This window comes from Streptomyces sp. NPDC055400, assembly GCF_053644375.1.
Map to the genome: position 1 here is coordinate 141317 of NZ_JBSHLM010000002.1, position 18808 is coordinate 160124.

An 18808-nucleotide genomic window follows, 5' to 3' on the forward strand; every position below is an offset into this window, starting at 1 on the left:
CTTCTCCTTCAGTGGGGCGATGGGCCGGCGAGGCAGGGCGCGGTGTCAGAGGCCGTAGTGGGTGGCCAGTGCCCAGGCCTGGTCGACCATCTGGTCGATGTATGCGGTGCTGGGCGGGCCGCCCTCCGCGGCGTTGCGTGGCTCGTCGAGAGCGCGTCGCAGGACTCCCTCGCCGATGACCGCCACCTTCCACACGGCGAGTACGTGCCAGAAGGCGAGCTCCGGCCCGATGTCACGGCCGCTCGACCGGGCGTAGCTGTCGACGAGTTCGTCGCGCCGGGCGAAGCCGTCCAGCGCCGTGACACCGAGGGCGGGGCGGTCGGGCGGGACTTCGCCGGGCTCGGGCCAGTAGGCGAGCAGGGTGCCCAGGTCGGCCATCGGGTCGCCGAGCGTCGACAGCTCCCAGTCGAGCGCCGCGTGCACGGCGCCGGTGTCCGGCGAGCAGATCACGTTGCGGACGTGCAGGTCGCCGTGGACCAGGGCGAGACTCTGTCGCTCGGGTACGCGGCGGCGCAGCAACTCGGTGAGGCGGTGGAGGGCGGGCTGGTCGCGGGTGCGGCTCTGTTCCCACTGCCGGGACCACCGTTTCAACTGCCGTTCGGCGTACGGCCGGTGGCTGGCGAGGTCGTGCAGGCCCGTCGTCTCCAGGTTCACTGCGTGGATGGCCGCGAGGGTGCGTGTCAGTGACGGCCCTACGCCTGCCCGTACCCGGGTGGGCAGAGCCTTGGCCACGTCCAGGCCGTCGAGCACGATCCCGTCGACGTGCTCCATCACCAGGTGGTGCACGCCGTCGTCGTCGCACAGGCCGACCACGGCGGGTACGGGGACCTGGGTGCCGGCGAGGGCCGCCATGACGCGGTGTTCGCGCCCGATGTCGTGGGCGGTGGGCAGCAGGGGGCCGTGCGGGGGACGGCGCACCACCCAGCAGTGGCCGTCGGCGTCGTCGACGCGGTAGGTGAGGTTGCTCTGGCCGAGGCCGATGCGCCGGGCGGTGAGCGGCCCGGTGACCTGCTCGCCCCGCTCCCCCAGCCATCGGGCGAGCGCGCCGAGGCCGGTGCCTGTCGGCGCCCCGGCGGCGACGACTTCCGCCTCGCGCTCGTCCCCCCGGTCGGACAGCTCGGCCACGCATCCTCCAACGGTCATGTCTCTTACGGTTTCACCGAGAGCTGCCCGGCGCGAGGTCCGCCGGCATCAGGCCTGGGCTGGCAGTGCGCGGCAGCGATGTGCTGCTTCAGGTCACTTCACAGACGTCTGATAGCGCCGCATGCCGCGCAGCCACCGGTCGTAGTCGCTGCCCTTGTGGCGGTAGAAGTCGAGTACCTGCGGGTGCGGAAGGACGAGGAACCGTTCGTCCCCGACCGCCTCCATCACACGGTCGGCGACGTCGAGCGGACGCAGCAGCTCCCCCGAGTCCAACACGGCGCGGGCGGCGGCGCGTTCGACCGGATCGTCCGACCGGGTGCCGGCCATGAGGAGTTCGGTCTCGACACCCTGCGGGCACAGGCAGCTCACCCGCACCCCGCTGTCCCCGTACGTCACCGAGAGCCATTCGGCGAAGGCCACCGCGCCGTGCTTGCTGACGGAGTACGTCGCGGAGCCGATCTGTGTGAGCAGCCCGGCAGCCGACGCCGTACTGAAGAAGTAGCCGGCGCCGCGCTCCGTCCAGCGTGGCACCAGCAGCTTGGCAGCACGCACGTGGGCCATCACGTTGACGTCGAGCGCGCGGCTCCACTCCTCCTCGCTCGCGTCGAGCCCCGCGCCACCGCCGACACCGGCGTTGGCGAAGTACAGGTCGACCGGTCCGAACCGCTCCTCGGCCGCGTCGACGATCCGCTCCAGGTCGGCCGTCGACGCGGCATTGCCCGCCACTCCCTGGACCCGCTCGCCGTGCGAACCGGCCAGCTGCTTGACCGTCGCGTCGAGGCGGCCGGCGTCGAGGTCCGTCAGCAGGACGCCTTGAGCGTCGTGTTCGAGGAGGCGCTGCGCGATGGCGGCGCCGATGCCGCCCGCTGCTCCCGTGACGATCGCGATTTTCCCGTTGATCTGCACGAACTCTCCCGTTCAGTTGCTCGACCGTCTCTCCTGCGGCCCCTGCACCGTAATTGAATCCGGTGTCACCTTCAATGCCGCGCCGTGATAGGGCTCGAGCGTCTGCCAGGTCCGGCGGGCGTAGGCAGGTGGGTGTGTCGTCGTCATGCGTGTGTCCCGTCCTGGTTCGAGGAGTTCCAGGAAGCGCAGTTGCTCAGTCCCGCAGTATCGTCCCCGGCGCGTCGGCCGTGCTGGTGTCCGCCTTCAGCAGGGCGGGATCGATCGCGCGCTTGAGGATCTTCCCGGTCGCTCCTTTCGGCAACTCGTCCACGACGGCGAGGAGATGGGGCACCTTGTAGGCGGAGAGACGTTCCCTGGCCCAGGCGCGCAGTTCGGCCACACCGAGGCGGGCGCCGGGCCGTACCGCGATGACGGCCGCGACCTCTTCGCCGTAGAACTCGTCGGGGACTCCTATGACGGCCGCTTCGACGATGTCGGGGTGTTCGTACAGGACCTCCTCGACCTCGCGCGGGTAGACGTTGTAGCCACCGCGGATGACAAGGTCCTTCTTGCGGTCGACGATGCGCAGGTCTCCGTCGTCGTCCGTGGCGCCGAGATCGCCGGTGCGCAGCCACCCGTCGCGCAGGGCCTCGGCGGTGGCATCGGGTCGGTTCCAGTAGCCCTTCATCACCACGGGGCCCTTGATGTGGACCTCGCCGACCTGGCCGGGCGGCAGTTCGTGACCGTCGTCGTCCCGTACGGAGAGGGCGCAGCCCGGCAGGGCCTGTCCCACGTGTCCCGGCTTCGCCGGCCGGCCCGCGAGATGACAGGTCGCTGCACCGGTGGTCTCCGTCAGGCCGTACCCCTCGACGAGGTTGCAGCCGAACCGCTTCTCGAAGGCGCGCATCACCTCCACCGGCAGTGAGGCGCCGCCGGAGGACGCGAGGCGCAGACCGGCGAAGTCGGCACCGGTTTCGTCGGCGGCGCGCAGGATCGCGTTCCACATGGTGGGTACGCCCGCGATGAAGGTGGGGTGGTCGCGGCGGATCATGGCCAGCACGGTCGACGGGTGGAAGCGTTCGAGGAGGGTGAGGCTGCCGCCGGCGCGCATCGTGGTCCCCATCACGCACGCCTGCCCGAAGACGTGGAACAGGGGCAGGCCGGTCACGGCGCGGTCCTCGGCGGTGATGGCGTGCACGTCGCAGAAGACCGCCGCGCAGGCGTTGAGATTGCCGTGGGTGAGCTGGGCGCCCTTGGGCCGTCCGGTGGTGCCGGAGGTGTAGAGGAGAGCGGCTGTGTCGTCGTCCCCGCTCGGGTGCACGTCAAGGATCGAGGAGGACCCCGTCGGACCCGTTTCGGTGAGACCGGGCTGCAACTCCCAGTAGGGGATGGACAGTTCGTCCGCGGCCTGCTCGGGTGCCGGAGTGATCGCATGCCAGCCCAGGACGAGCGACACCTCCGCATCGCCCGCTATGAACGCCAACTCCCTGTGCGGGGCCATGGTGTTGGCGGTGACGGCGATCGCGCCGGCGGCGAGGATCCCGTAGTAGGCGAAGGCGAACTCGGGCACGGAAGGCGCGACGAGCAGGACTCGGTCGCCGGGCCGTACGCCGTGCTCCGCCAGGCGGCCCGCGACGGCGGCGGCGCGCTCACGGAGGCGGCCGTAGGTCCACTCCTCGCCACCCTCCCCGCGAAGGGCGATGCGGTCGGGTGTCGACGAGGCGTGAATCCAGACTGGTGCGGCGGCGTTGGTCATGCGGGGCGACCTTCCGTGCTCACTTGGGGTCGAGGGGGCGGAACGCGGGCGCGCGGCCCTCCAGATAGCTGGCGACGCCCTCGGCGGCGTCGGGTCGGCGGAAGGCTTCCGGCATGAGCGTGTCCGCCGCGTCGGCGGCCGTGACGAAGTCGGTGTCGAGAGCCTGGAGCACCTGGCGCTTCATGACGGCCATCGACGCGGGCGAGGACCAGGTGGCCAGTTCGGTGGCGTACTCGACTGCGACGTCGAGGAGCTGGTCCGCGTCGACGACCCTGTTGACCAGCCCCATCTCGTACGCCTCCCTACCGCGCACCACCCGCCCGGACAGCAGCAGGTCCATGGCCCGGCTCTGGCCGATGAGGCGCGGCAGCAGCCAGGCGATGCCGTACTCGGCGATCAGGCCGCGGCGCGCGAACGCCGTCGTGAACTTGGCGTCGGGTGTACTGAAGCGGATGTCGCAGTAAAGGGCTTCGACGAGGCCGAGCCCGGCGGCGGCCCCGTTGACGGCCGCGACGAGGGGCTTGCGCAGCGTCAGCGGGAACCACCGCGGGCGCTCCCTCCTCGGCATCGCGCCCTCCAGCAACTGCACTGTCGCACCGGCCTGTTGGAGGTCGTCCATGTCGGCTCCCGCGCAGAAGCCGCGGCCCGCTCCGGTCAGGACGATCGCCCGCACCTCAGGATCCGCCTCGGCTTGATCAAGGAGGCCGAAGTAGCGTTCTTCCAGCTCGTCGGTCCAGGCGTTGAGACAGTCCGGTCGGTTGAGCGTCAGCACGAGCACGGAACCTCGTCGTTCGGCCAGAACCGTCGTCGACTGGGCTGCTTGGATGCTTCCGGTCACCGTCGTCCCTCCTCTTCAGCGGTCCGAGCCTGTGGGGCCCGCCTCATGTATATTTGAACCCAACGTCAAGTTCAACACCTACAACACGCCCCTTACCGGCGTGGGTTCCTTGCGCCGGCCGGCATGCGAACGACAGGAGTTCCGGGCACATGACGACACATATGCCGATCACCGACTGGGAGCGCGTCGCGGCGCGGGATGTCACGACCAACGGCATCACCCTCCGCGTCTTCGAACACGGCGAGGGGCGGCCGGACAGGCCTCCCGTGGTCCTGTGCCACGGCTTTCCCGAGCTGGCCTTCTCCTGGCGGCATCAGGTTTTCGCGCTCGCCGGGGCGGGGTACCGCGTCCTGGTTCCCGACATGCGCGGGTACGGCGGCAGCACACGCCCCGACGATGTCGACGCCTACGACATCCTGACGCTCTGCGCCGACCTGGCCGGGCTCCTCGACGACGTCGGCGCGGACGACGCCGTCTTCGTCGGGCACGACTGGGGTGCCTCCGTGGTGTGGAACATGGCGTTGCTCCATCCCGAGCGGGTACGCGCGGTGGCCGGGATGAGCGTGCCGGTGACGCCGCGCGCCCCGGCCCCACCGCTGCCCATCCTGCGCTCACGCAACGGCGACGACTTCTACATCGTGTGGTTCCAGGAGCCGGGTGTCGCCGACCGGGCGCTGAGCCAGAACGTGCGCAGGACCCTCGTCACGAGGGAGATCTACTCCGCCCAGTGGGCCGCCAAGGCCGACGAGCAGTTGCCGCCTCCGCGATGGATGGGCGACGAGGAACTCACCTACTACGTCAAGACGTTCGAGGAGACCGGTTTCACCGGTGGCCTCAACTACTACCGCAACCTCGACCGCAACTGGGCGCTGACCGAGCACCTGGACGGCCGCCTCATCAACCAGCCGTCACTCTTCATCACAGGGTCGAAGGACCCGGTGGGGAAGTTCATGCCCGCGCACCTCGACCGGATGCTCACCGACCTCCGTGGACACGTCGTCCTCGACGGCGCCGGGCACTGGATCCAACAGGAGCGAGCGGAGGATGTGAACGCCGCGCTCCTGGAGTTCCTCTCCACCCTCGGCTGATAATATCCGCCGCTACCGGTGATGTACGTGATCGATCAAGAGTGGATGGACCCCAGTGGCTGCCCAGGCCCCGGCCGCAGACGACGGCCAGAAACAACCGATCACGCCACGCAGCCCGCGCGGTGTCCGGACACGTAACGCACTGATCACCGCCGCCCGGGAGGTCTTCGAACGCGACGGGTATCTGGACGCCCGGATCACGGACATCTCCAAGGCGGCGCATGTCGCCTCCGGGTCCTTCTACACGTACTTCAACAGCAAGGAAGAGATCTTCCAGGCGCTCGTCGAGCAGGTGCAGGAGGAGATGCTCCACCCGCACCTGCGCGAGCGCACCGGGATCACCGACACCCGGCAGCTCATCGACGCGTCGAACCGTGAGTACTTGCGCGCGTACAAGAAGAACGCCCGCCTGATGGCACTGTTCGAGCAAGTGGCCCAGGTCGACGAGAAGTTCATGGCGCTGCGCATCGAGCGCGGCAACGCGTTCGCGCGCCGCAACGCCAAGCTGATCCAGACACTGCAGGAGAGCGGTGAAGCCGACACGAGCCTGGATCCGCTGGTCACGGCACACGCCCTGTCCGTGATGGTGAGCCGCATGGCCTACATGGTGTTCGTGCTGGGCCAGCGCATCCCCTTCGAGCGGCTCGTCACGACGCTCAACAAGATCTGGGAGAACGGCCTCCAGCTGACGGCCTCCGAGCCGGAGCGCTGACCGCTCAGGGCCGGGCCGCGGCGGACCGGCCCGGCACCGGCGAACGGCTCTTCGACGGTGACCGTCAGGCCAGAAAACGCATCAGCGCCCGGGCGGTGTCGTAGGGGTTGTCCTCCGCGGCGAAGTGTCCCGCCCCGGGCACGGTGACCTGGGTGGCGCCGGGAATTGCCGCGGCGAGGCGCGTGCCGGTGGCGGGATCGATCCACCGGTCCTGGTCGCCCCAGAGCACCAGGGTCGGGGCGGTGATCTCGCCCAGGCGTTCCATCACTTCGAGGGTGTCCTCGAAGCTGACGGCCGTGACCTGGTCCATCCAGCGCTGCTGCCCATCGGAGCCGGCCCAGGGCGCGAGGTAGGCGTTCGCCGTTTCCGGGGACATCGGACGGTGGGTGGCGGTGCGGAAGCGGGCGAAGATGAGCTCGCCGAAGACGTCGGCGGGCATGGTGCGGTAGGCGTCCGCGTGGCGCTGCTGGTGTTCGGTGAAGGGGGTGTTCCAGGGGCCGAGCACGGCGGCATCGACGAGGGCGAGGCGACGGACCGGCACCTGCTCGATCAGGTGCGCCCTCGCCACGACGGCTCCGCCGATGTCGTGCCCGACCAGGCTGGGCGAGACCAGGCCCCAGTGCTCGGCGAGTTCGGCCAGCGTCCGGGCCTGGCGGGCGATCGAGGGCTCGACGCCGGGCGCAGTGCGGGAGTCGCCGTATCCCAGCAAATCCCATACGTGGACGGTATGTTCGCGGGCCAGCAGCAGCACGACATCGCGCCACAGGTAGGACCATGCCGGTGACCCGTGGACCAGCATCACAGGGGGCCCTTGGCCGAACACGCCGGTGGCGACCTCGCCGCCTGACACACGGACCCGCTGATCCAACTTCCAGGCCGGGGACGTCGTACGCACAGTCATGACGATCACTCCCAAGCTAAGGGGTAAACTTGAGTTTCTCCGGTTACCCTAGCACGGAGTAAGGTGTGAAACTTCTTTTTTCTCATTACGCGACCGGGGCGGGACTGGCGACGGACCTGGTCAACACCTCGCCGGCCGTACGCGGCGCGGGAGAAGTCCTGACCGACGCGTCCGCCCTGATGGAGTTCGTCTCCGGGCACGACCTGCATCCGGATGCCCTGGCGCAGGGCATCCGAGCGACGGAGACCGACGTCGAGGACATGCGCACCCTCCGGCGCGAGGTGCGCACCATCCTTGAGGCCACGACCGAGGAGGCCATCGTCGAGGCCGCGACAGCACTGGTCGCCCGGGCCGGCGTCGGCCCGTCGCTGTTCCGGGACCCCGAGGGCGCATGGCAGTGGTACGTCGCGACCTCGCCGGAAGCTTCCCTCGTCGACGAACTCGCCGTACTCATGGGGACCGGACTGCTGGGCGTCGTACGGGCCTTGAGCCGTGAGCGGTTTCGCCATTGCGCCGCGGCCGGATGCAACGGAATGTTCGTGGACACCAGCAAGGCGGGCCGACGCCGCTACTGCACGCCCGAGGTATGCGGCAACCGTCGCAACGTGGCGAACTACCGCGCCCGTCGGCTGGCCGGTGGGGACGGGCAGCCCTCTCGGACCGCGGGGCCCAAGGGCTGACAGGGCAGGCCCTCAGACCCGGCTGATGACCGGTCGATCGAGGCCCTGCCGGTCACACACAGGAACAGCGGGTCAGAGGAAGGACGCGAGCCCGTCGAGGAACCTGTCCACGTCTTCGGCGGAGTTGTACGGCGCCAGTCCCACGCGAAGGGCGGGGTTCTCCAGCTTCAGGGCGGTGAAGGTCTCGTAGGCGTAGAACGACCCGGCGGGGGCCACGACGTCGCGTGCGGCGAGATGGACCTGGGCCTCGCGGGCGTCGCGGCCTTCGATCGTCATCAGGAGGGTCGGGGTGCGGTCGGCCGCCTTCGAGTGCAGGGTGACGGCGTCGCCCAGGGCGCGTAGCCCCTCTTCGAGCCTCGTACGCAGCACCTGCTCGTGCTCGTGCAGGGAGCCCAGCGCATGGGCGAGCCGCTCCCTGCGTGCGGCCCCCGTGCCCGGGTCGATCGCGGCGAGGAAGTCCACGGCCGCGGTGGCTCCCGCCAGGGTTTCGTACGGCAGGGTGCCGAACTCGAAGCGCTCCGGCACGGTGTCGGGGGAAGGCGCGAGCTTGTCGGGGTGGACGGTGTCGAGGAGTCCGGGCGCCGCCGCGAGCACGCCGCAGTGCGGTCCGAGGAATTTGTACGGGGAGCAGACGAAGAGGTCCGCGCCCAGCGCGGGCACGTCGACCAGGTGGTGGGCGGCGTAGTGCACCCCGTCCACGTAGACCAGGGCGCCGACCTCGTGCGCCCGGTCGGCGATGCGGCGCAGGGGCGGCTTGGTGCCCAGCACGTTCGAGGCCGCCGTGACCGCGACCAGGCGCGTCCGGGGCGACAGCGCCCGCTCGAACGAATCGAGGTCGAGCTCCATGCTCTCGCTGTCGATTTCGATCCAGCGGACCCTCACTCCGGCACGCTCGGCCGCTTGTACCCAGGGGCGGACGTTGGAGTCGTGGTCCAGGCGGCTGAGGACGATCTCGTCACCCGCGCTCCAGCCCTTGGCCAGGTGACGGGAGAAGCCATACGTCAGCTGGGTCGCGCTGCGCCCGTGGACGACACCGTCGGCGGGCACATGGAGCAGGTCCGCGTAGGCGGCGCGGAAGTCCGTGACGGCGCGCTCGGCGTTGAGCTCGGAAGGGCTCACAACCCCCCGGTTGGACAGAGGGCCCGTCAGCGTCGCGACCATCGCGTCGGCGACCGGGCGCGGGGTCTGCGTCCCGCCCGGACCGTCGAAGAAGGCAAACCCGTGGTCCAGGGAGGGGAAGTGGGCCCGGAGAGCGTTCACGTCGATGGCCATGGCCTCAGCTTTCTGGAGAAGGGAAAGGCTCCGTGCGCCCACCGTAGGGGTCTGGGAATAGCTCGTACACAGAGCTAAACTTATTTCATGGCCACGGACGAGCTGGCAGATGCCTTCGCCGACGCGCTCGCCGCCGTGCAACGCCTCACCCGTCGCAGGCTCCGGCACGGCCCGACCGCGCCCCCGTTGCGCGGCGCCCAGGTAGAGCTGCTGCGCCTGGTGGTCGACCGGCCGGGAATCGGGGTGTCGGCCGCCGCCCGGGAGCTGCGTCTCGCCGGGAACTCCGTGTCCACACTCGTCAACCAGCTGGTCAAGGCCGCTTTTCTGCGCCGCGAGACCGATCCTTCGGACCGCAGGTCGGCGCTGCTGTACGCGACCCCGGCCGCCACGGCCCGGTTGCGCGACTGGCAGGTCAGGCGGGGCGCGTTGATGCGGGAGCAACTGGCGGCGCTCGACCCGGCGGACCGGGCCGCGCTCGCCACCGCGCTGCCGGCCCTGCGCAAGCTCGCCGACAACCTGCACGAGGACCGCACGCCCGCGGTCCGCACACCCACCGTCCGCACAGAAGCCATCCGCACGGAATCGATCCGCACAGAAGGTGAAACACCCCACGCAGTGCAGGGAGAGCCGGGAGGTGCACAGGCATGAGCGAGGACCCCGCGGTCCGCTGCCGCGGACTGGAGTACGCGTTCGGTGAGACCCGGGCCGTGGACGGCCTCGATCTCACGGTCGGGCCGGGCGAGGTCTTCGGACTGCTCGGACCCAACGGCGCCGGCAAGACGACCGCGATCCGCTGCATCACCACGCTTCTGCCGGTGCCGCGCGGCCGCGTATCCGTGTTCGGGCACGACGCGGCGACCGAGCGGATGGCGGTCCGCCGGGTCCTCGGGTACGTGCCGCAGCAACTGTCCGCCGATTCCGGCCTGACGGGGCGGGAGAACGTGACGCTGTTCGCCCGCGTCTTCGACGTCTCCCGGCGCGAACGGGCCCGCCGGGTGGCCCAGGCACTCGCCGCGGTGGACCTCACGGACGCCGCGGACCGGCTCGCCAAGACCTACTCGGGCGGCATGGTGCGCCGGCTGGAACTCGCCCAGGCACTGGTGAGCGCCCCGCGCCTGCTGATCCTCGACGAACCCACCATCGGGCTCGACCCCATCGCCCGGACCAGCGTGTGGGACCGCATCAACGCGGTCCGCGCCGCCACCGGCATGACCGTCCTGGTCACCACCCACTACATGGACGAGGCCGACCAGTACTGCGGCCGGGTCGCGCTGATGCACCGAGGGCGCGTGCACGCTCTCGGTACCCCCGACGGACTCCGCCGCGACCTGCACGAGCGGCGCGGGACCGCCGGATCCCAGGAGCCCTTGCCGACCTTGGAGGACGTCTTCCGTGACGTCGCCGGCCGCGGGCTCGACAGCGACGGTGGCGAAGGTGGTGACTTCCGCGATGTCCGCAGCACCCGCCGCACCGCGTCAAGGCTCGGCTGAACCGGCCGAGTTCGATCTGCTCCTCACCCCGCCCACGGCCCGTACCGGATGGCGCGTTGCGCCCGCCCGGGTGGTCGCCCTGTGCGCCGTGGAACTGCAGAAGCTCCGGCACGACCGTTCGGAGTTGTACACCCGAGCCGTCCAACCCGCCCTCTGGCTGCTGGTGTTCGGCGAGACCTTCACCCGGATCAAGGCGATCCCGACCCACGGCATCCCCTACATCGACTATCTCGCGCCCGGCATCATCGCCCAGTCCGCGATGTTCATCGCCATTTTCTACGGCATCATGATCATCTGGGAGCGGGACGCCGGCATCCTGACCAAGCTCCTGGTCACGCCCACCCCGCGCGCGGCGCTCATCACGGGCAAGGCCTTCGCCGCCGGAGTCAAGGCACTGATCCAGGCCGTCGTCGTGATCGTCATCGCAGCGCTCCTCGGCGTCGCCCTGACCTGGAACCCACTGCGCCTGCTCGGCGTTGCCGTCGCGGTGGTGCTGGGCTCGGCGTTCTTCTCCTGTCTGTCGATGACCATCGCCGGCATCGTCCTCACCCGGGACCGGCTGATGGGCATCGGCCAGGCCATCACCATGCCGCTCTTCTTCGCGTCCAACGCCCTCTACCCGGTCTCGCTCATGCCGGGCTGGCTGCAGGCGATCAGCCGGATCAATCCGCTCAGCTACCAAGTCGACGCGCTGCGCGGCCTGTTGCTGGGCACACCGGCGCATCTGCCTCTGGACTACGCGGTACTCGCGGTGGCCGCCGCACTCGGCATCGTCGCCGCGTCCTCGCTGCTGCCCCGACTGGCCAGGTAACCCCCACGCGGCGCCGCTCCACCCGCCCCGCATCCGGCGGGCGAAATCGATGCTCCCGCCGTAACGTCGAATTATGTCCGTAAATATCGTAGTGCTTGGCAAAGAGGGGCAGACCTCGGAGAACCAAGGCGAGGTGCTGCACTTCGTCGATGGCAAGGAAGGCAAGTTCTCGTACTCGATCGACGCCGGTGCGCTGCTCGTATGGAAGGCAGACCCCCGCGCCGAGACGAGGGTAGAGGTGGCCTACGCCCCCCACGCGTGGATCAAGGCCAGCGGGGCCCGCAAGGACAGTTGACCGGCGGGCGACACCGGATCTGCACTGCCCTGAGCCCCGACAGCGCCAGAGCGGGCGCGGGCGCCCGCTCCGTGTTCACTCTCTTCCGCGCTCCTGCTATTCCTGATAGGAACACTTCTAACAGGCATAGTGGTGACGCGCTGAAGTGAGGGAACCCTGGCATGCTCCGACTTGGAATGATGGCGCCGTTCACCCACGGTCTGATCACCTCGGGTGGATTCCTCCGCGACCTCGCGGGCACGCTCGAGGAGTGCGGCGTCGAGTCGCTGTGGACGGTCGAGCACGTCGCCGTCGCCGAACGATACGAACCGCTCTATCCGTACTCCGACGACGGCCGGATACCTGGCAGTTCGGGCGCCGTGCCCATGCCCGACCCGCTGGAGACCATCGCCTTCCTCGCCGGAGCTTCGACCTCCCTGCGGTTCGGTACGGCGATGATCGTCGCCCCGCTGCACAGCCCGGTGGTCCTGGCCAAGCGCGCCGCGACGATCGACCGGCACTCCGACGGGCGGCTGATGCTGGGACTCGGCATCGGCTGGCAGAAGGAGGAGTACGCCGCCGTCGGCGTGCCCTACAAGGACCGGGGGCGGCGGCTCGAGGAGTGTGTGGGCGCCATGCGTGCACTGTGGGGCAGTGGCCCCGCCTCGTACCTGGGGCGGCACGTCTCCTTCGACGGTCTGCACTCGCTGCCGCGCCCTGCGAGCGGCGCCGTGCCCGTGGTGCTGGGCGGGAACAGCGATCCCGCCGTCCGCCGCGCGGGCCGTATCGGCGACGGATGGTTCCCCTACACGATCACTCCCGAGGAGTTCGCCCGCCAGGCCGATCTGCTGCGCGAGGCCGCGCATGGGGCGGGCAGGGCCAAGGACGCCGTGGAGATCACGGTGTGGCCGGGCTCCTGTGACCGTGAGCGCGCCGGGGATCCCTCATGGGTACAGGGCTTCGTCGACGCGGGCGCGACGCGCCTCGTCATCGCCCCGCACATCCGGGGCGCCGACGGCCTCTCGGGCCCACTGGGTCTCGGCGCGTTGCGTGAACAGATCGACCGGTACCGGACCGAGGTACTGGAGAAGCTGTCGTGAGCGGGGTCCAGGTGCTCGACGCCGTCGTCCTCGCCGGCGATGACGTCGAGGAGTGGCTGCGACGCTGGCGAGCCGAGTATCTGCCCGGTGCCGTGCGCCGGGGCATGGCCGAGGAGCGTGTCTGGCGCGCCTGGACCGGCCCGGACACCGTGATGGTCCGGATCCTGTGGTCGCTGCCGGACAGCGGCGCGTTCTTCGCCGCGCGTGCCGCGGCCGGCGCCGATCCTCGGGTCGCGGCGTTCTGGGCGCACACGGACGAGATCGCGCTCGACCGCGACCGTCAGGTGCTGGAACCGGTCGCACGTGTTCACGAGGAGGTGGCGACGTGACCCGCTGGGTGGCACTGCTCCCGGACGGCAACACCGAGGCGTACAGCAGGACGGCCATGGCAGGGCCCGGCGTCCTGGGCGGCTCCGCGGCGGCCGATCTGCCGGGCGGTTTCGGCGGCACCGGCGCCACATGGGACGTGACGGCGGACCGGACTCCCGCCGCCATCGCCGCGGAGGCCGGTCTGCCGGAGCCTGTCGACACGGTCGCTCTCGCGCAGGTACGCGCGCGGTACGTTCCCCTGCGCGGCCCGCGCGTGAAACGCACACTGCTCCTCGCGGTCCGCCCCGGCACATCCAGCACTCTCGTCGAGCGGCTGGAAGCGGACCTCATGGCGATGCCCGACCACATCTCCGCCATCCGCTCATGGTCCCTGAGCAGAGTGGACCGGACGCTCTCGGCCTCCCACTGGACCCATGTCTGGGAGCAGGAGTACGCGGACGTCCAGGGGTTGACCGGCGAGTATCTGGGCCACCCCTTCCACTGGACCTGTGTGGACCGGTGGTTCGACGGCGAGATTCCGACCGCTGGAATCGTGGAGCCGCGCCTGGTCCACGTCTTCCGCTGGAGCCGTGAGCCGGTCCTGGCCTCCCCCTGAGGCCAGGACCTTGACGGCGGAGGGCTCAGTCGGCGACGTAGGCGATGAGCTTCGCCATGTTGCCGGTGTAGGCGGAGGTCGTGATGCCCTCGGCACTGCCGTGCGGCTGGTACGGCTCCGCGGGCGGTGTGGCCGGGTCGTACGGCGAGGTGTCTGCGCGGCGGACCGAGGCGCGGCCGACGCGATGCCGGGCTGCAGCCCGACCAGCGCTCCTACGGCGGGCGCCGCGGCGAGTCGGGCGAAGGCGCGTCTGGGCATGGGCGTTCTCAACGGTGTCGCCTCCAGGCATGACGGATGCCCGTCGCGGGGACGCGCCAGTGGCACGGCGGCGACCCACAACTCGGGTGTCAGGGAAGGGAAATGCCGTCGGGGCATAGGCCTATCACCCGCCGTTCAGGGCCCTCAAGATTTCGTACCAGTGAAAGGTGTTCACGTACTCGATCAACCTGCCCACCAAACCGAACAATTGACATGTTTCGCACTCCAAGGCCTCGCGTTCATTCACGTATATAAATTCAAACGATCTGTCGCAGGGGTATTGCCCTCGCGGCCCAGAGCCTCCTAAAGTCACGCACGCCGTCAGTCGAATCGATTCGACGCCACGGCGGACAGCGCCGCGGGAGCGGCCAGATCCAGAACGGCCAGGACCACCAGGACCGGACCGCAAAGGAGCGGGAATGGCCACGATCAAAGACGTCGCCGAACGGGCGGGCGTCGCGCCCAGCACGGTCAGCTATGTCCTCAGCGGCTCCCGCAAGATTTCCGAGGACACCCGGCGCGCGGTACAGGCCGCCATCGCCGAGCTCGGCTACCACCCCCGGGCCAGCGCCCGCACGCTGCGCAGTGCCCGTAGCGACGTTCTCGCCCTGGCCGTCCCCCGCGTGCCCGGCGAATACCGGGCGGTGGACGGCCGGTTCGCCATCGACATCAGCGACGCCGCCCGCAGCCACGGCTACGACCTACTGCTGATGACCGACCTGGACGGGGTCGGCGGGCTGCGCCGGGTGGCCGGCAGCGGACTGGCGGACGCGGCAGTCCTGATGGCGGTGGAGGAGCAGGACCCCCGCGTCGGCGCCATGCGCGAACTGGGCTTCCCCACCGCGCTACTGGGCCGCGGCGACGACGACTCGGCGCTGCCATGGGTCGACCTCGACTGGGAGGCCGCCGTCGCCCTCGCCCTGCGCGAGACCGCCGCGGCCGGCCACCGGCACATCGTCCTCCTCGCCTCGGCCGACCACGAGATCGCGGCCCGCCGCGGCTACGCCGTCCACGGACTCGACGGCGCCCGGCGTGCCGCGAAGGAGACGGGCGCGGACATCCGGGTCCACCCCTCGAACAGCGACCCCGACGTGCTGCGGCGCCGAGTGCGTGACGTGCTGGGCGCGCGGCCCGCCCCGACCGCCTTGGTCGTCCAGCACCTGCACCGCCTCCCCCACGTCCTTGCCGAAGTGGCCGCGGCAGGCCTACGGGTCCCCGAGGACCTCGCCGTCGTGCCCGTCGGCACCCTCCCCGACGACCTGGGCGGACGGCTCCTGCCGCGTATCGAACTGCCCGTCGCGGAGATGTCCCTGGCAGTCGTCGAACTCGCGGTCAAGGCGATTGCCGCCGCGCCCCCCGGCAGTGACACCCAGACCCGTCCAGCCCCTGGCCTCCCCCCTCACCGCCTGATCGCGCCGCAGATGGCACCCGCGGTGACCATCGCGCCGCCGAAACGGCATCCCTGAGCGTTGTCCCGGCGATGCGGCGTCCGCGAGCCGCGCACCACGGACAAAGAACCGCTCACGAGACCCCCAACTGGCGTGCACCATCCCCGAACCGCACGCCAAGACCCTCACCTCCCCGAGCCGCAGCCCCGATTGGAGACCCGCTCGTGCACTCCCGCGCAGAGCGCAGACTGTCACCCCCCATCGCCGCAAGCCTCGCGCTGGCCACGGCCGCGTCGCTGGGCCTCACCGGATGCGCCGCCACGCCGGCCGCCGACACCGTCACCGTGCTCAACTCGGCCACGGACACCGCCGAGCACACCGCCAACCAGAAATTCTTCGACCGCTGCGCGGGGCCCCTCGGGCTGAAGGTCGAGCAGATCAGCGTGCCCGCGGACCAGGTCGCGTCCAAGGCGCTCCGGATGGCCTCGTCCAAGTCGCTCACCGACATCCTGGAGCTCGACGGATCCGAGCTGCCGCAGTTCGCCGGGACCGAGGGACTGCGCCCGCTGAAGGAAGCCGGCGTCGACACCTCCGGGTTCTCCGGCAGCGCCACCTCCCTCGGCTCGTACGACGGCACCCAGTACGGCATCGCGCGCTCAGTCAACTCCCTGGCCCTGATCTACAACACCAGGCTCCTCAAGAAGGCCGGGGTCGAGCCGCCCACCACCTGGGCCGAGCTGAAGACCGCTGCGAAGAAGCTGACTCACGGCACCACCTATGGAATGGCGTTCAGCGCGAGCCCCAACGCCGACGGGGTGTACCAGTTCCTGCCGTTCTTCTGGTCCGGCGGCGGTGACGAGGCGAAGCTCGACAACGGCAAGGGCGAAGCCGCACTCCGGCTGTGGAAGGACCTGGTCTCGGACGGATCCGCCTCGAAGTCCGTCGTCAACTGGAACCAGCAGGATGTCAACGACCAGTTCGTGGCCGGCCGCGCCGCCATGATGATCAACGGGCCGTGGCAGGTGCCGGTGCTCGACGCCCAGAAAAAGGTGGACTGGGCGGTCGCCCGCATCCCGGTGCCCGAGGCCGGACAGGACGCGATCCCGCCGATCGGCGGCACCGTGATGGCCGTGCCGAAGAACGAGGACAGAACCCGCGAGAAGAACGCGGGGAAGATCCTCAACTGCCTCAACTCCCAGAAGAACCAGCTCCAGTGGGGCGAGTCCGTCAACAACGTACCCACCCGGGCCGCCGCCGCACGGGCCTATGCCGAGCAGAACCCCAAGCTCGCCGCCTTCGCCGACCTGGTCACCACCGCCCGCTCCCGGACCGCCGAGGTCGGCACCCGCTGGCCGGTGGTCGGGGACGCGCTCGCGGGCGCCTTCCAGTCGGTACTGACCGGCAGGACGAGCCCCGAACAGGCCCTGCACCGCGCCCAGCAACAGGCCTCCACGGGGAAGTGAGGAACCAAACATGAGCACCTTCGCCTCCACCGCCCAGGCCACCAAGACCTCCGGCTCCTCGGCCGCCCCCGCGAGGGCCGGCTCCGGCACCCGCCGCCGCGGGCTGCTCCGGTGGCTCTTCGTCGCCCCCGCGCTCGCCTACATGGCCCTCTTCTTCGGCTACCCTCTCGTCCGCAACATCGTGATGAGCTTCCAGCACTACACGCCCAAGACGTACTTCACCGGCGAGGCCCCGTTCAACGGCCTGGACAACTGGCGGGCTGTCTTCGCCAACGAGCTGTTCGCCGGCTCCCTGTGGCACACGGCGCTCTTCACGGCCGGCTCCCTGCTCGGTCAGTTCACCGTCGGACTGGCCCTCGCCGTCTTCTTCTCCCGCCGCTTCCGGCTCTCCGGCTTCGTCCGGGCGATCCTGCTGCTGCCCTGGCTGGTGCCCATGGTCGTGTCCGCCGTCGTCTGGCGGCGCATCCTCGACCAGGACCACGGCATGCTCAACAGCGCCCTGCACGCCGTCGGTCTGACCGAGGGCGGCGTGCCGTGGCTCAACAGCCCCGGGGTAGCGCTGCTGTCGGCGATCCTGGTCAACATCTGGATCGGCATCCCGTTCAACATGGTGATCCTCTACGGCGGCCTCCAGGAGATCCCGCGCGAGCTCTACGAGGCTTCGTCACTGGACGGGGCGAGCCCCTGGCGGACCTTCCGCAGCGTCACCCTGCCGATGCTGCGCCCGGTCGTCACCGTCGTCCTCGTTCTGGGCTTCATGTCCACGGTGAAGATTCTCGACCTGATCCTCGCGCTGACCTCGGGCGGGCCCGCGGACTCCACACAGACCCTGGGCACGGTCACGTACCAACTGTCGTTCCTCCAGCTCGACTTCGGCCAGGGCGCCGTCGTGGGCAACGTCCTCATCCTCATCAGCGCGGTCTTCGCCGTGCTGTACCTGCGGGCCAACCGCGCCGACTTCGGCAAGGGGAAGTGACCGACCGTGAACCCGAACTCGAACCGTCGCCGCCTGCGGGCCGCCTGGAACACCACCGCCGCGCTGCTGATCCTCGCCGTCCTGCTCTTCCCGGTCTACTGGATGCTCAACACCGCACTCCAGCCCCAGTCGAGCGTCGCCGCGACCGAGTGGTTCCCGGCCTCGCCCAGCCTGGAGAACTTCGACACGGCGTTCTCCAGTCAGGGCGGCTCGCTGCTGACCAGCTTCGTCGTCGCCCTCGGCGCGGTCGCCGTATGCCTCGCGCTCGCCGCGCCCGCCGCCTATGGGCTCGCCCAGTTCGGACTGCGCGGCGGCCAGGGCATCGTGTTCACCACGCTGATCACGCAGATGGTGCCGGGCATCGTCATCGCCAACGCCCTCTACAGCGCGTACGCGGAACTGGGCCTGGTCAACTCCTACCTGGGGCTGATCCTCGCCGACGCGTCGCTCGGTCTGCCGTTCGCGATCGTGCTGCTGCGGGCCTTCATGGTGTCCATACCGAACGAGGTCGTCGAGGCGGCGATGGTCGACGGCGCCAACCGCTTCACCGCGTTCGTCCGCATCGTGCTGCCGATGAGCCGCAACGCCCTGATCACGGCCGGGCTCTTCACCTTCCTGTTCGCCTGGTCGGACTTCATGTTCGCGCTGACCCTCAACACCACTGACGACGTCAAGCCGATCACGCTGGGCATCTACCAGTTCGTCGGCGCGCATGTCAGCGACTGGGGCGCGGTCATGGCCACCGCGGTGCTGTCCGCGGTACCCGCGGCGATCCTGCTGGTCGTGGCCCAGAAGTACATCTCCGCCGGGATCACCGGCGGGTCCATCAAGTAATGCCATCACGTAGC

General features: G+C 69.9%; 20 protein-coding genes and 1 pseudogene. 14 read left to right on the forward strand and 7 right to left on the reverse strand.

The genetic code is table 11. The annotated features are described in order from the left end of the window. Positions 1-45: 45 nt before the first annotated feature. The 4 genes from ACWIGU_RS04985 to ACWIGU_RS05000 all read right to left on the reverse strand — a co-directional run bounded on the left by ACWIGU_RS04985 (position 46) and on the right by ACWIGU_RS05000 (position 4622). Positions 46-1143, reverse strand: a complete 1098-nt coding sequence (locus ACWIGU_RS04985) for a phosphotransferase family protein (RefSeq protein WP_454397522.1) — start codon at positions 1141-1143, stop codon at positions 46-48. A 93-nt stretch (positions 1144-1236) separates the two neighbouring features. Then, complete coding sequence (locus ACWIGU_RS04990; RefSeq protein ID WP_454397524.1) at positions 1237-2049, reverse strand: SDR family oxidoreductase; 813 nt, start codon at positions 2047-2049, stop codon at positions 1237-1239. 193 nt (positions 2050-2242) lie between these two features. After that, positions 2243-3784 (reverse strand): long-chain-fatty-acid--CoA ligase, encoded by a 1542-nt coding sequence (locus ACWIGU_RS04995; protein WP_454397526.1) that lies wholly within the window; start codon positions 3782-3784, stop codon positions 2243-2245. A 19-nt stretch (positions 3785-3803) separates the two neighbouring features. Then, positions 3804-4622 carry an enoyl-CoA hydratase-related protein gene (locus ACWIGU_RS05000; protein WP_454397528.1) on the reverse strand — a complete coding sequence of 273 codons (819 nt, stop codon included), beginning with the start codon at positions 4620-4622 and terminating at the stop codon, positions 3804-3806. A 149-nt stretch (positions 4623-4771) separates the two neighbouring features. Here ACWIGU_RS05000 and ACWIGU_RS05005 point away from each other — a divergent pair, with 149 nt between their 5' ends. After that, positions 4772-5710, forward strand: a complete 939-nt coding sequence (locus ACWIGU_RS05005; protein WP_454397529.1) for an alpha/beta fold hydrolase — start codon at positions 4772-4774, stop codon at positions 5708-5710. Between the two features lie 55 nt (positions 5711-5765). Next, positions 5766-6422: a TetR/AcrR family transcriptional regulator gene (locus ACWIGU_RS05010; RefSeq protein WP_454397531.1), complete on the forward strand. Its 657-nt coding sequence runs from the start codon at positions 5766-5768 to the stop codon at positions 6420-6422. 64 nt (positions 6423-6486) lie between these two features. On the opposite strand, the gene ACWIGU_RS05015 is transcribed toward ACWIGU_RS05010, so the two are convergent. Then, on the reverse strand, positions 6487-7323 hold the full coding sequence (locus ACWIGU_RS05015; protein ID WP_454397533.1) for an alpha/beta fold hydrolase: 837 nt from the start codon (positions 7321-7323) through the stop codon (positions 6487-6489). A gap of 65 nt (positions 7324-7388) precedes the next feature. Here ACWIGU_RS05015 and ACWIGU_RS05020 point away from each other — a divergent pair, with 65 nt between their 5' ends. Next, the gene (locus ACWIGU_RS05020) at positions 7389-8003 is read left to right on the forward strand and encodes a CGNR zinc finger domain-containing protein (protein ID WP_454397535.1); all 615 of its coding nucleotides are present in this window, start codon (positions 7389-7391) and stop codon (positions 8001-8003) included. A 72-nt stretch (positions 8004-8075) separates the two neighbouring features. Here ACWIGU_RS05020 and ACWIGU_RS05025 read toward each other — a convergent pair whose 3' ends face one another. After that, on the reverse strand, positions 8076-9275 hold the full coding sequence (locus ACWIGU_RS05025) for a cysteine desulfurase-like protein (RefSeq protein ID WP_454397537.1): 1200 nt from the start codon (positions 9273-9275) through the stop codon (positions 8076-8078). Between the two features lie 87 nt (positions 9276-9362). Here ACWIGU_RS05025 and ACWIGU_RS05030 point away from each other — a divergent pair. The 7 genes and pseudogenes from ACWIGU_RS05030 to ACWIGU_RS05060 all read left to right on the forward strand — a co-directional run. Beyond that, positions 9363-9803 (forward strand): annotated as a pseudogene (locus ACWIGU_RS05030) (MarR family winged helix-turn-helix transcriptional regulator); the annotation flags it as partial. Positions 9804-9919: 116 nt separating this feature from the next. Next, positions 9920-10765, forward strand: coding sequence for an ABC transporter ATP-binding protein (locus tag ACWIGU_RS05035; RefSeq protein ID WP_454397539.1), 846 nt, complete (start codon positions 9920-9922; stop codon positions 10763-10765). Continuing rightward, positions 10725-11576 (forward strand): ABC transporter permease, encoded by an 852-nt coding sequence (locus tag ACWIGU_RS05040; protein WP_454397541.1) that lies wholly within the window; start codon positions 10725-10727, stop codon positions 11574-11576. The genes ACWIGU_RS05035 and ACWIGU_RS05040 overlap by 41 nt, the downstream gene beginning before the upstream one ends. 73 nt (positions 11577-11649) lie before the next feature. Beyond that, positions 11650-11871 (forward strand): hypothetical protein, encoded by a 222-nt coding sequence (locus ACWIGU_RS05045; RefSeq protein ID WP_454397543.1) that lies wholly within the window; start codon positions 11650-11652, stop codon positions 11869-11871. Positions 11872-12032: 161 nt separating this feature from the next. Beyond that, on the forward strand, positions 12033-12950 hold the full coding sequence (locus ACWIGU_RS05050) for an LLM class F420-dependent oxidoreductase (protein WP_454397545.1): 918 nt from the start codon (positions 12033-12035) through the stop codon (positions 12948-12950). Continuing rightward, positions 12947-13279: an NIPSNAP family protein gene (locus tag ACWIGU_RS05055; RefSeq protein ID WP_454397547.1), complete on the forward strand. Its 333-nt coding sequence runs from the start codon at positions 12947-12949 to the stop codon at positions 13277-13279. The genes ACWIGU_RS05050 and ACWIGU_RS05055 overlap by 4 nt, the downstream gene beginning before the upstream one ends. Then, complete coding sequence (locus tag ACWIGU_RS05060; RefSeq protein WP_454397549.1) at positions 13276-13875, forward strand: Dabb family protein; 600 nt, start codon at positions 13276-13278, stop codon at positions 13873-13875. Before ACWIGU_RS05055 ends, ACWIGU_RS05060 begins: the two co-directional genes overlap by 4 nt. A 25-nt stretch (positions 13876-13900) precedes the next feature. On the opposite strand, the gene ACWIGU_RS05065 is transcribed toward ACWIGU_RS05060, so the two are convergent. Continuing rightward, positions 13901-14164: a hypothetical protein gene (locus ACWIGU_RS05065; RefSeq protein WP_454397551.1), complete on the reverse strand. Its 264-nt coding sequence runs from the start codon at positions 14162-14164 to the stop codon at positions 13901-13903. A gap of 388 nt (positions 14165-14552) precedes the next feature. Here ACWIGU_RS05065 and ACWIGU_RS05070 point away from each other — a divergent pair, with 388 nt between their 5' ends. From ACWIGU_RS05070 to ACWIGU_RS05085, 4 genes are all read left to right on the forward strand, one after another. Further along, positions 14553-15599 carry a LacI family DNA-binding transcriptional regulator gene (locus ACWIGU_RS05070; RefSeq protein WP_454397553.1) on the forward strand — a complete coding sequence of 349 codons (1047 nt, stop codon included), beginning with the start codon at positions 14553-14555 and terminating at the stop codon, positions 15597-15599. A gap of 146 nt (positions 15600-15745) precedes the next feature. After that, the gene (locus ACWIGU_RS05075) at positions 15746-16984 is read left to right on the forward strand and encodes an ABC transporter substrate-binding protein (RefSeq protein WP_454397555.1); all 1239 of its coding nucleotides are present in this window, start codon (positions 15746-15748) and stop codon (positions 16982-16984) included. 10 nt (positions 16985-16994) lie between these two features. Further along, positions 16995-17960, forward strand: coding sequence for a carbohydrate ABC transporter permease (locus tag ACWIGU_RS05080; RefSeq protein ID WP_454397557.1), 966 nt, complete (start codon positions 16995-16997; stop codon positions 17958-17960). Positions 17961-17966: 6 nt separating this feature from the next. Then, on the forward strand, positions 17967-18794 hold the full coding sequence (locus ACWIGU_RS05085) for a carbohydrate ABC transporter permease (RefSeq protein ID WP_454397559.1): 828 nt from the start codon (positions 17967-17969) through the stop codon (positions 18792-18794). Positions 18795-18808 lie beyond the last annotated feature (14 nt).

What these genes read in the sequence shown, in the direction of transcription:
- ACWIGU_RS04985 (WP_454397522.1), bottom strand. Translation starts at nt 1,143, where the DNA reads ATGACCGTTGGAGGATGCGTGGCCGAGCTGTCCGACCGGGGGGACGAG.
- ACWIGU_RS04995 (WP_454397526.1), bottom strand. Translation starts at nt 3,784, where the DNA reads ATGACCAACGCCGCCGCACCAGTCTGGATTCACGCCTCGTCGACACCC.
- ACWIGU_RS05005 (WP_454397529.1), top strand. Translation starts at nt 4,772, where the DNA reads ATGACGACACATATGCCGATCACCGACTGGGAGCGCGTCGCGGCGCGG.
- ACWIGU_RS05015 (WP_454397533.1), bottom strand. Translation starts at nt 7,323, where the DNA reads ATGACTGTGCGTACGACGTCCCCGGCCTGGAAGTTGGATCAGCGGGTC.
- ACWIGU_RS05025 (WP_454397537.1), bottom strand. Translation starts at nt 9,275, where the DNA reads ATGGCCATCGACGTGAACGCTCTCCGGGCCCACTTCCCCTCCCTGGAC.
- ACWIGU_RS05035 (WP_454397539.1), top strand. Translation starts at nt 9,920, where the DNA reads ATGAGCGAGGACCCCGCGGTCCGCTGCCGCGGACTGGAGTACGCGTTC.
- ACWIGU_RS05040 (WP_454397541.1), top strand. Translation starts at nt 10,725, where the DNA reads ATGTCCGCAGCACCCGCCGCACCGCGTCAAGGCTCGGCTGAACCGGCC.
- ACWIGU_RS05045 (WP_454397543.1), top strand. Translation starts at nt 11,650, where the DNA reads ATGTCCGTAAATATCGTAGTGCTTGGCAAAGAGGGGCAGACCTCGGAG.
- ACWIGU_RS05050 (WP_454397545.1), top strand. Translation starts at nt 12,033, where the DNA reads ATGCTCCGACTTGGAATGATGGCGCCGTTCACCCACGGTCTGATCACC.
- ACWIGU_RS05065 (WP_454397551.1), bottom strand. Translation starts at nt 14,164, where the DNA reads ATGCCTGGAGGCGACACCGTTGAGAACGCCCATGCCCAGACGCGCCTT.
- ACWIGU_RS05070 (WP_454397553.1), top strand. Translation starts at nt 14,553, where the DNA reads ATGGCCACGATCAAAGACGTCGCCGAACGGGCGGGCGTCGCGCCCAGC.
- ACWIGU_RS05080 (WP_454397557.1), top strand. Translation starts at nt 16,995, where the DNA reads ATGAGCACCTTCGCCTCCACCGCCCAGGCCACCAAGACCTCCGGCTCC.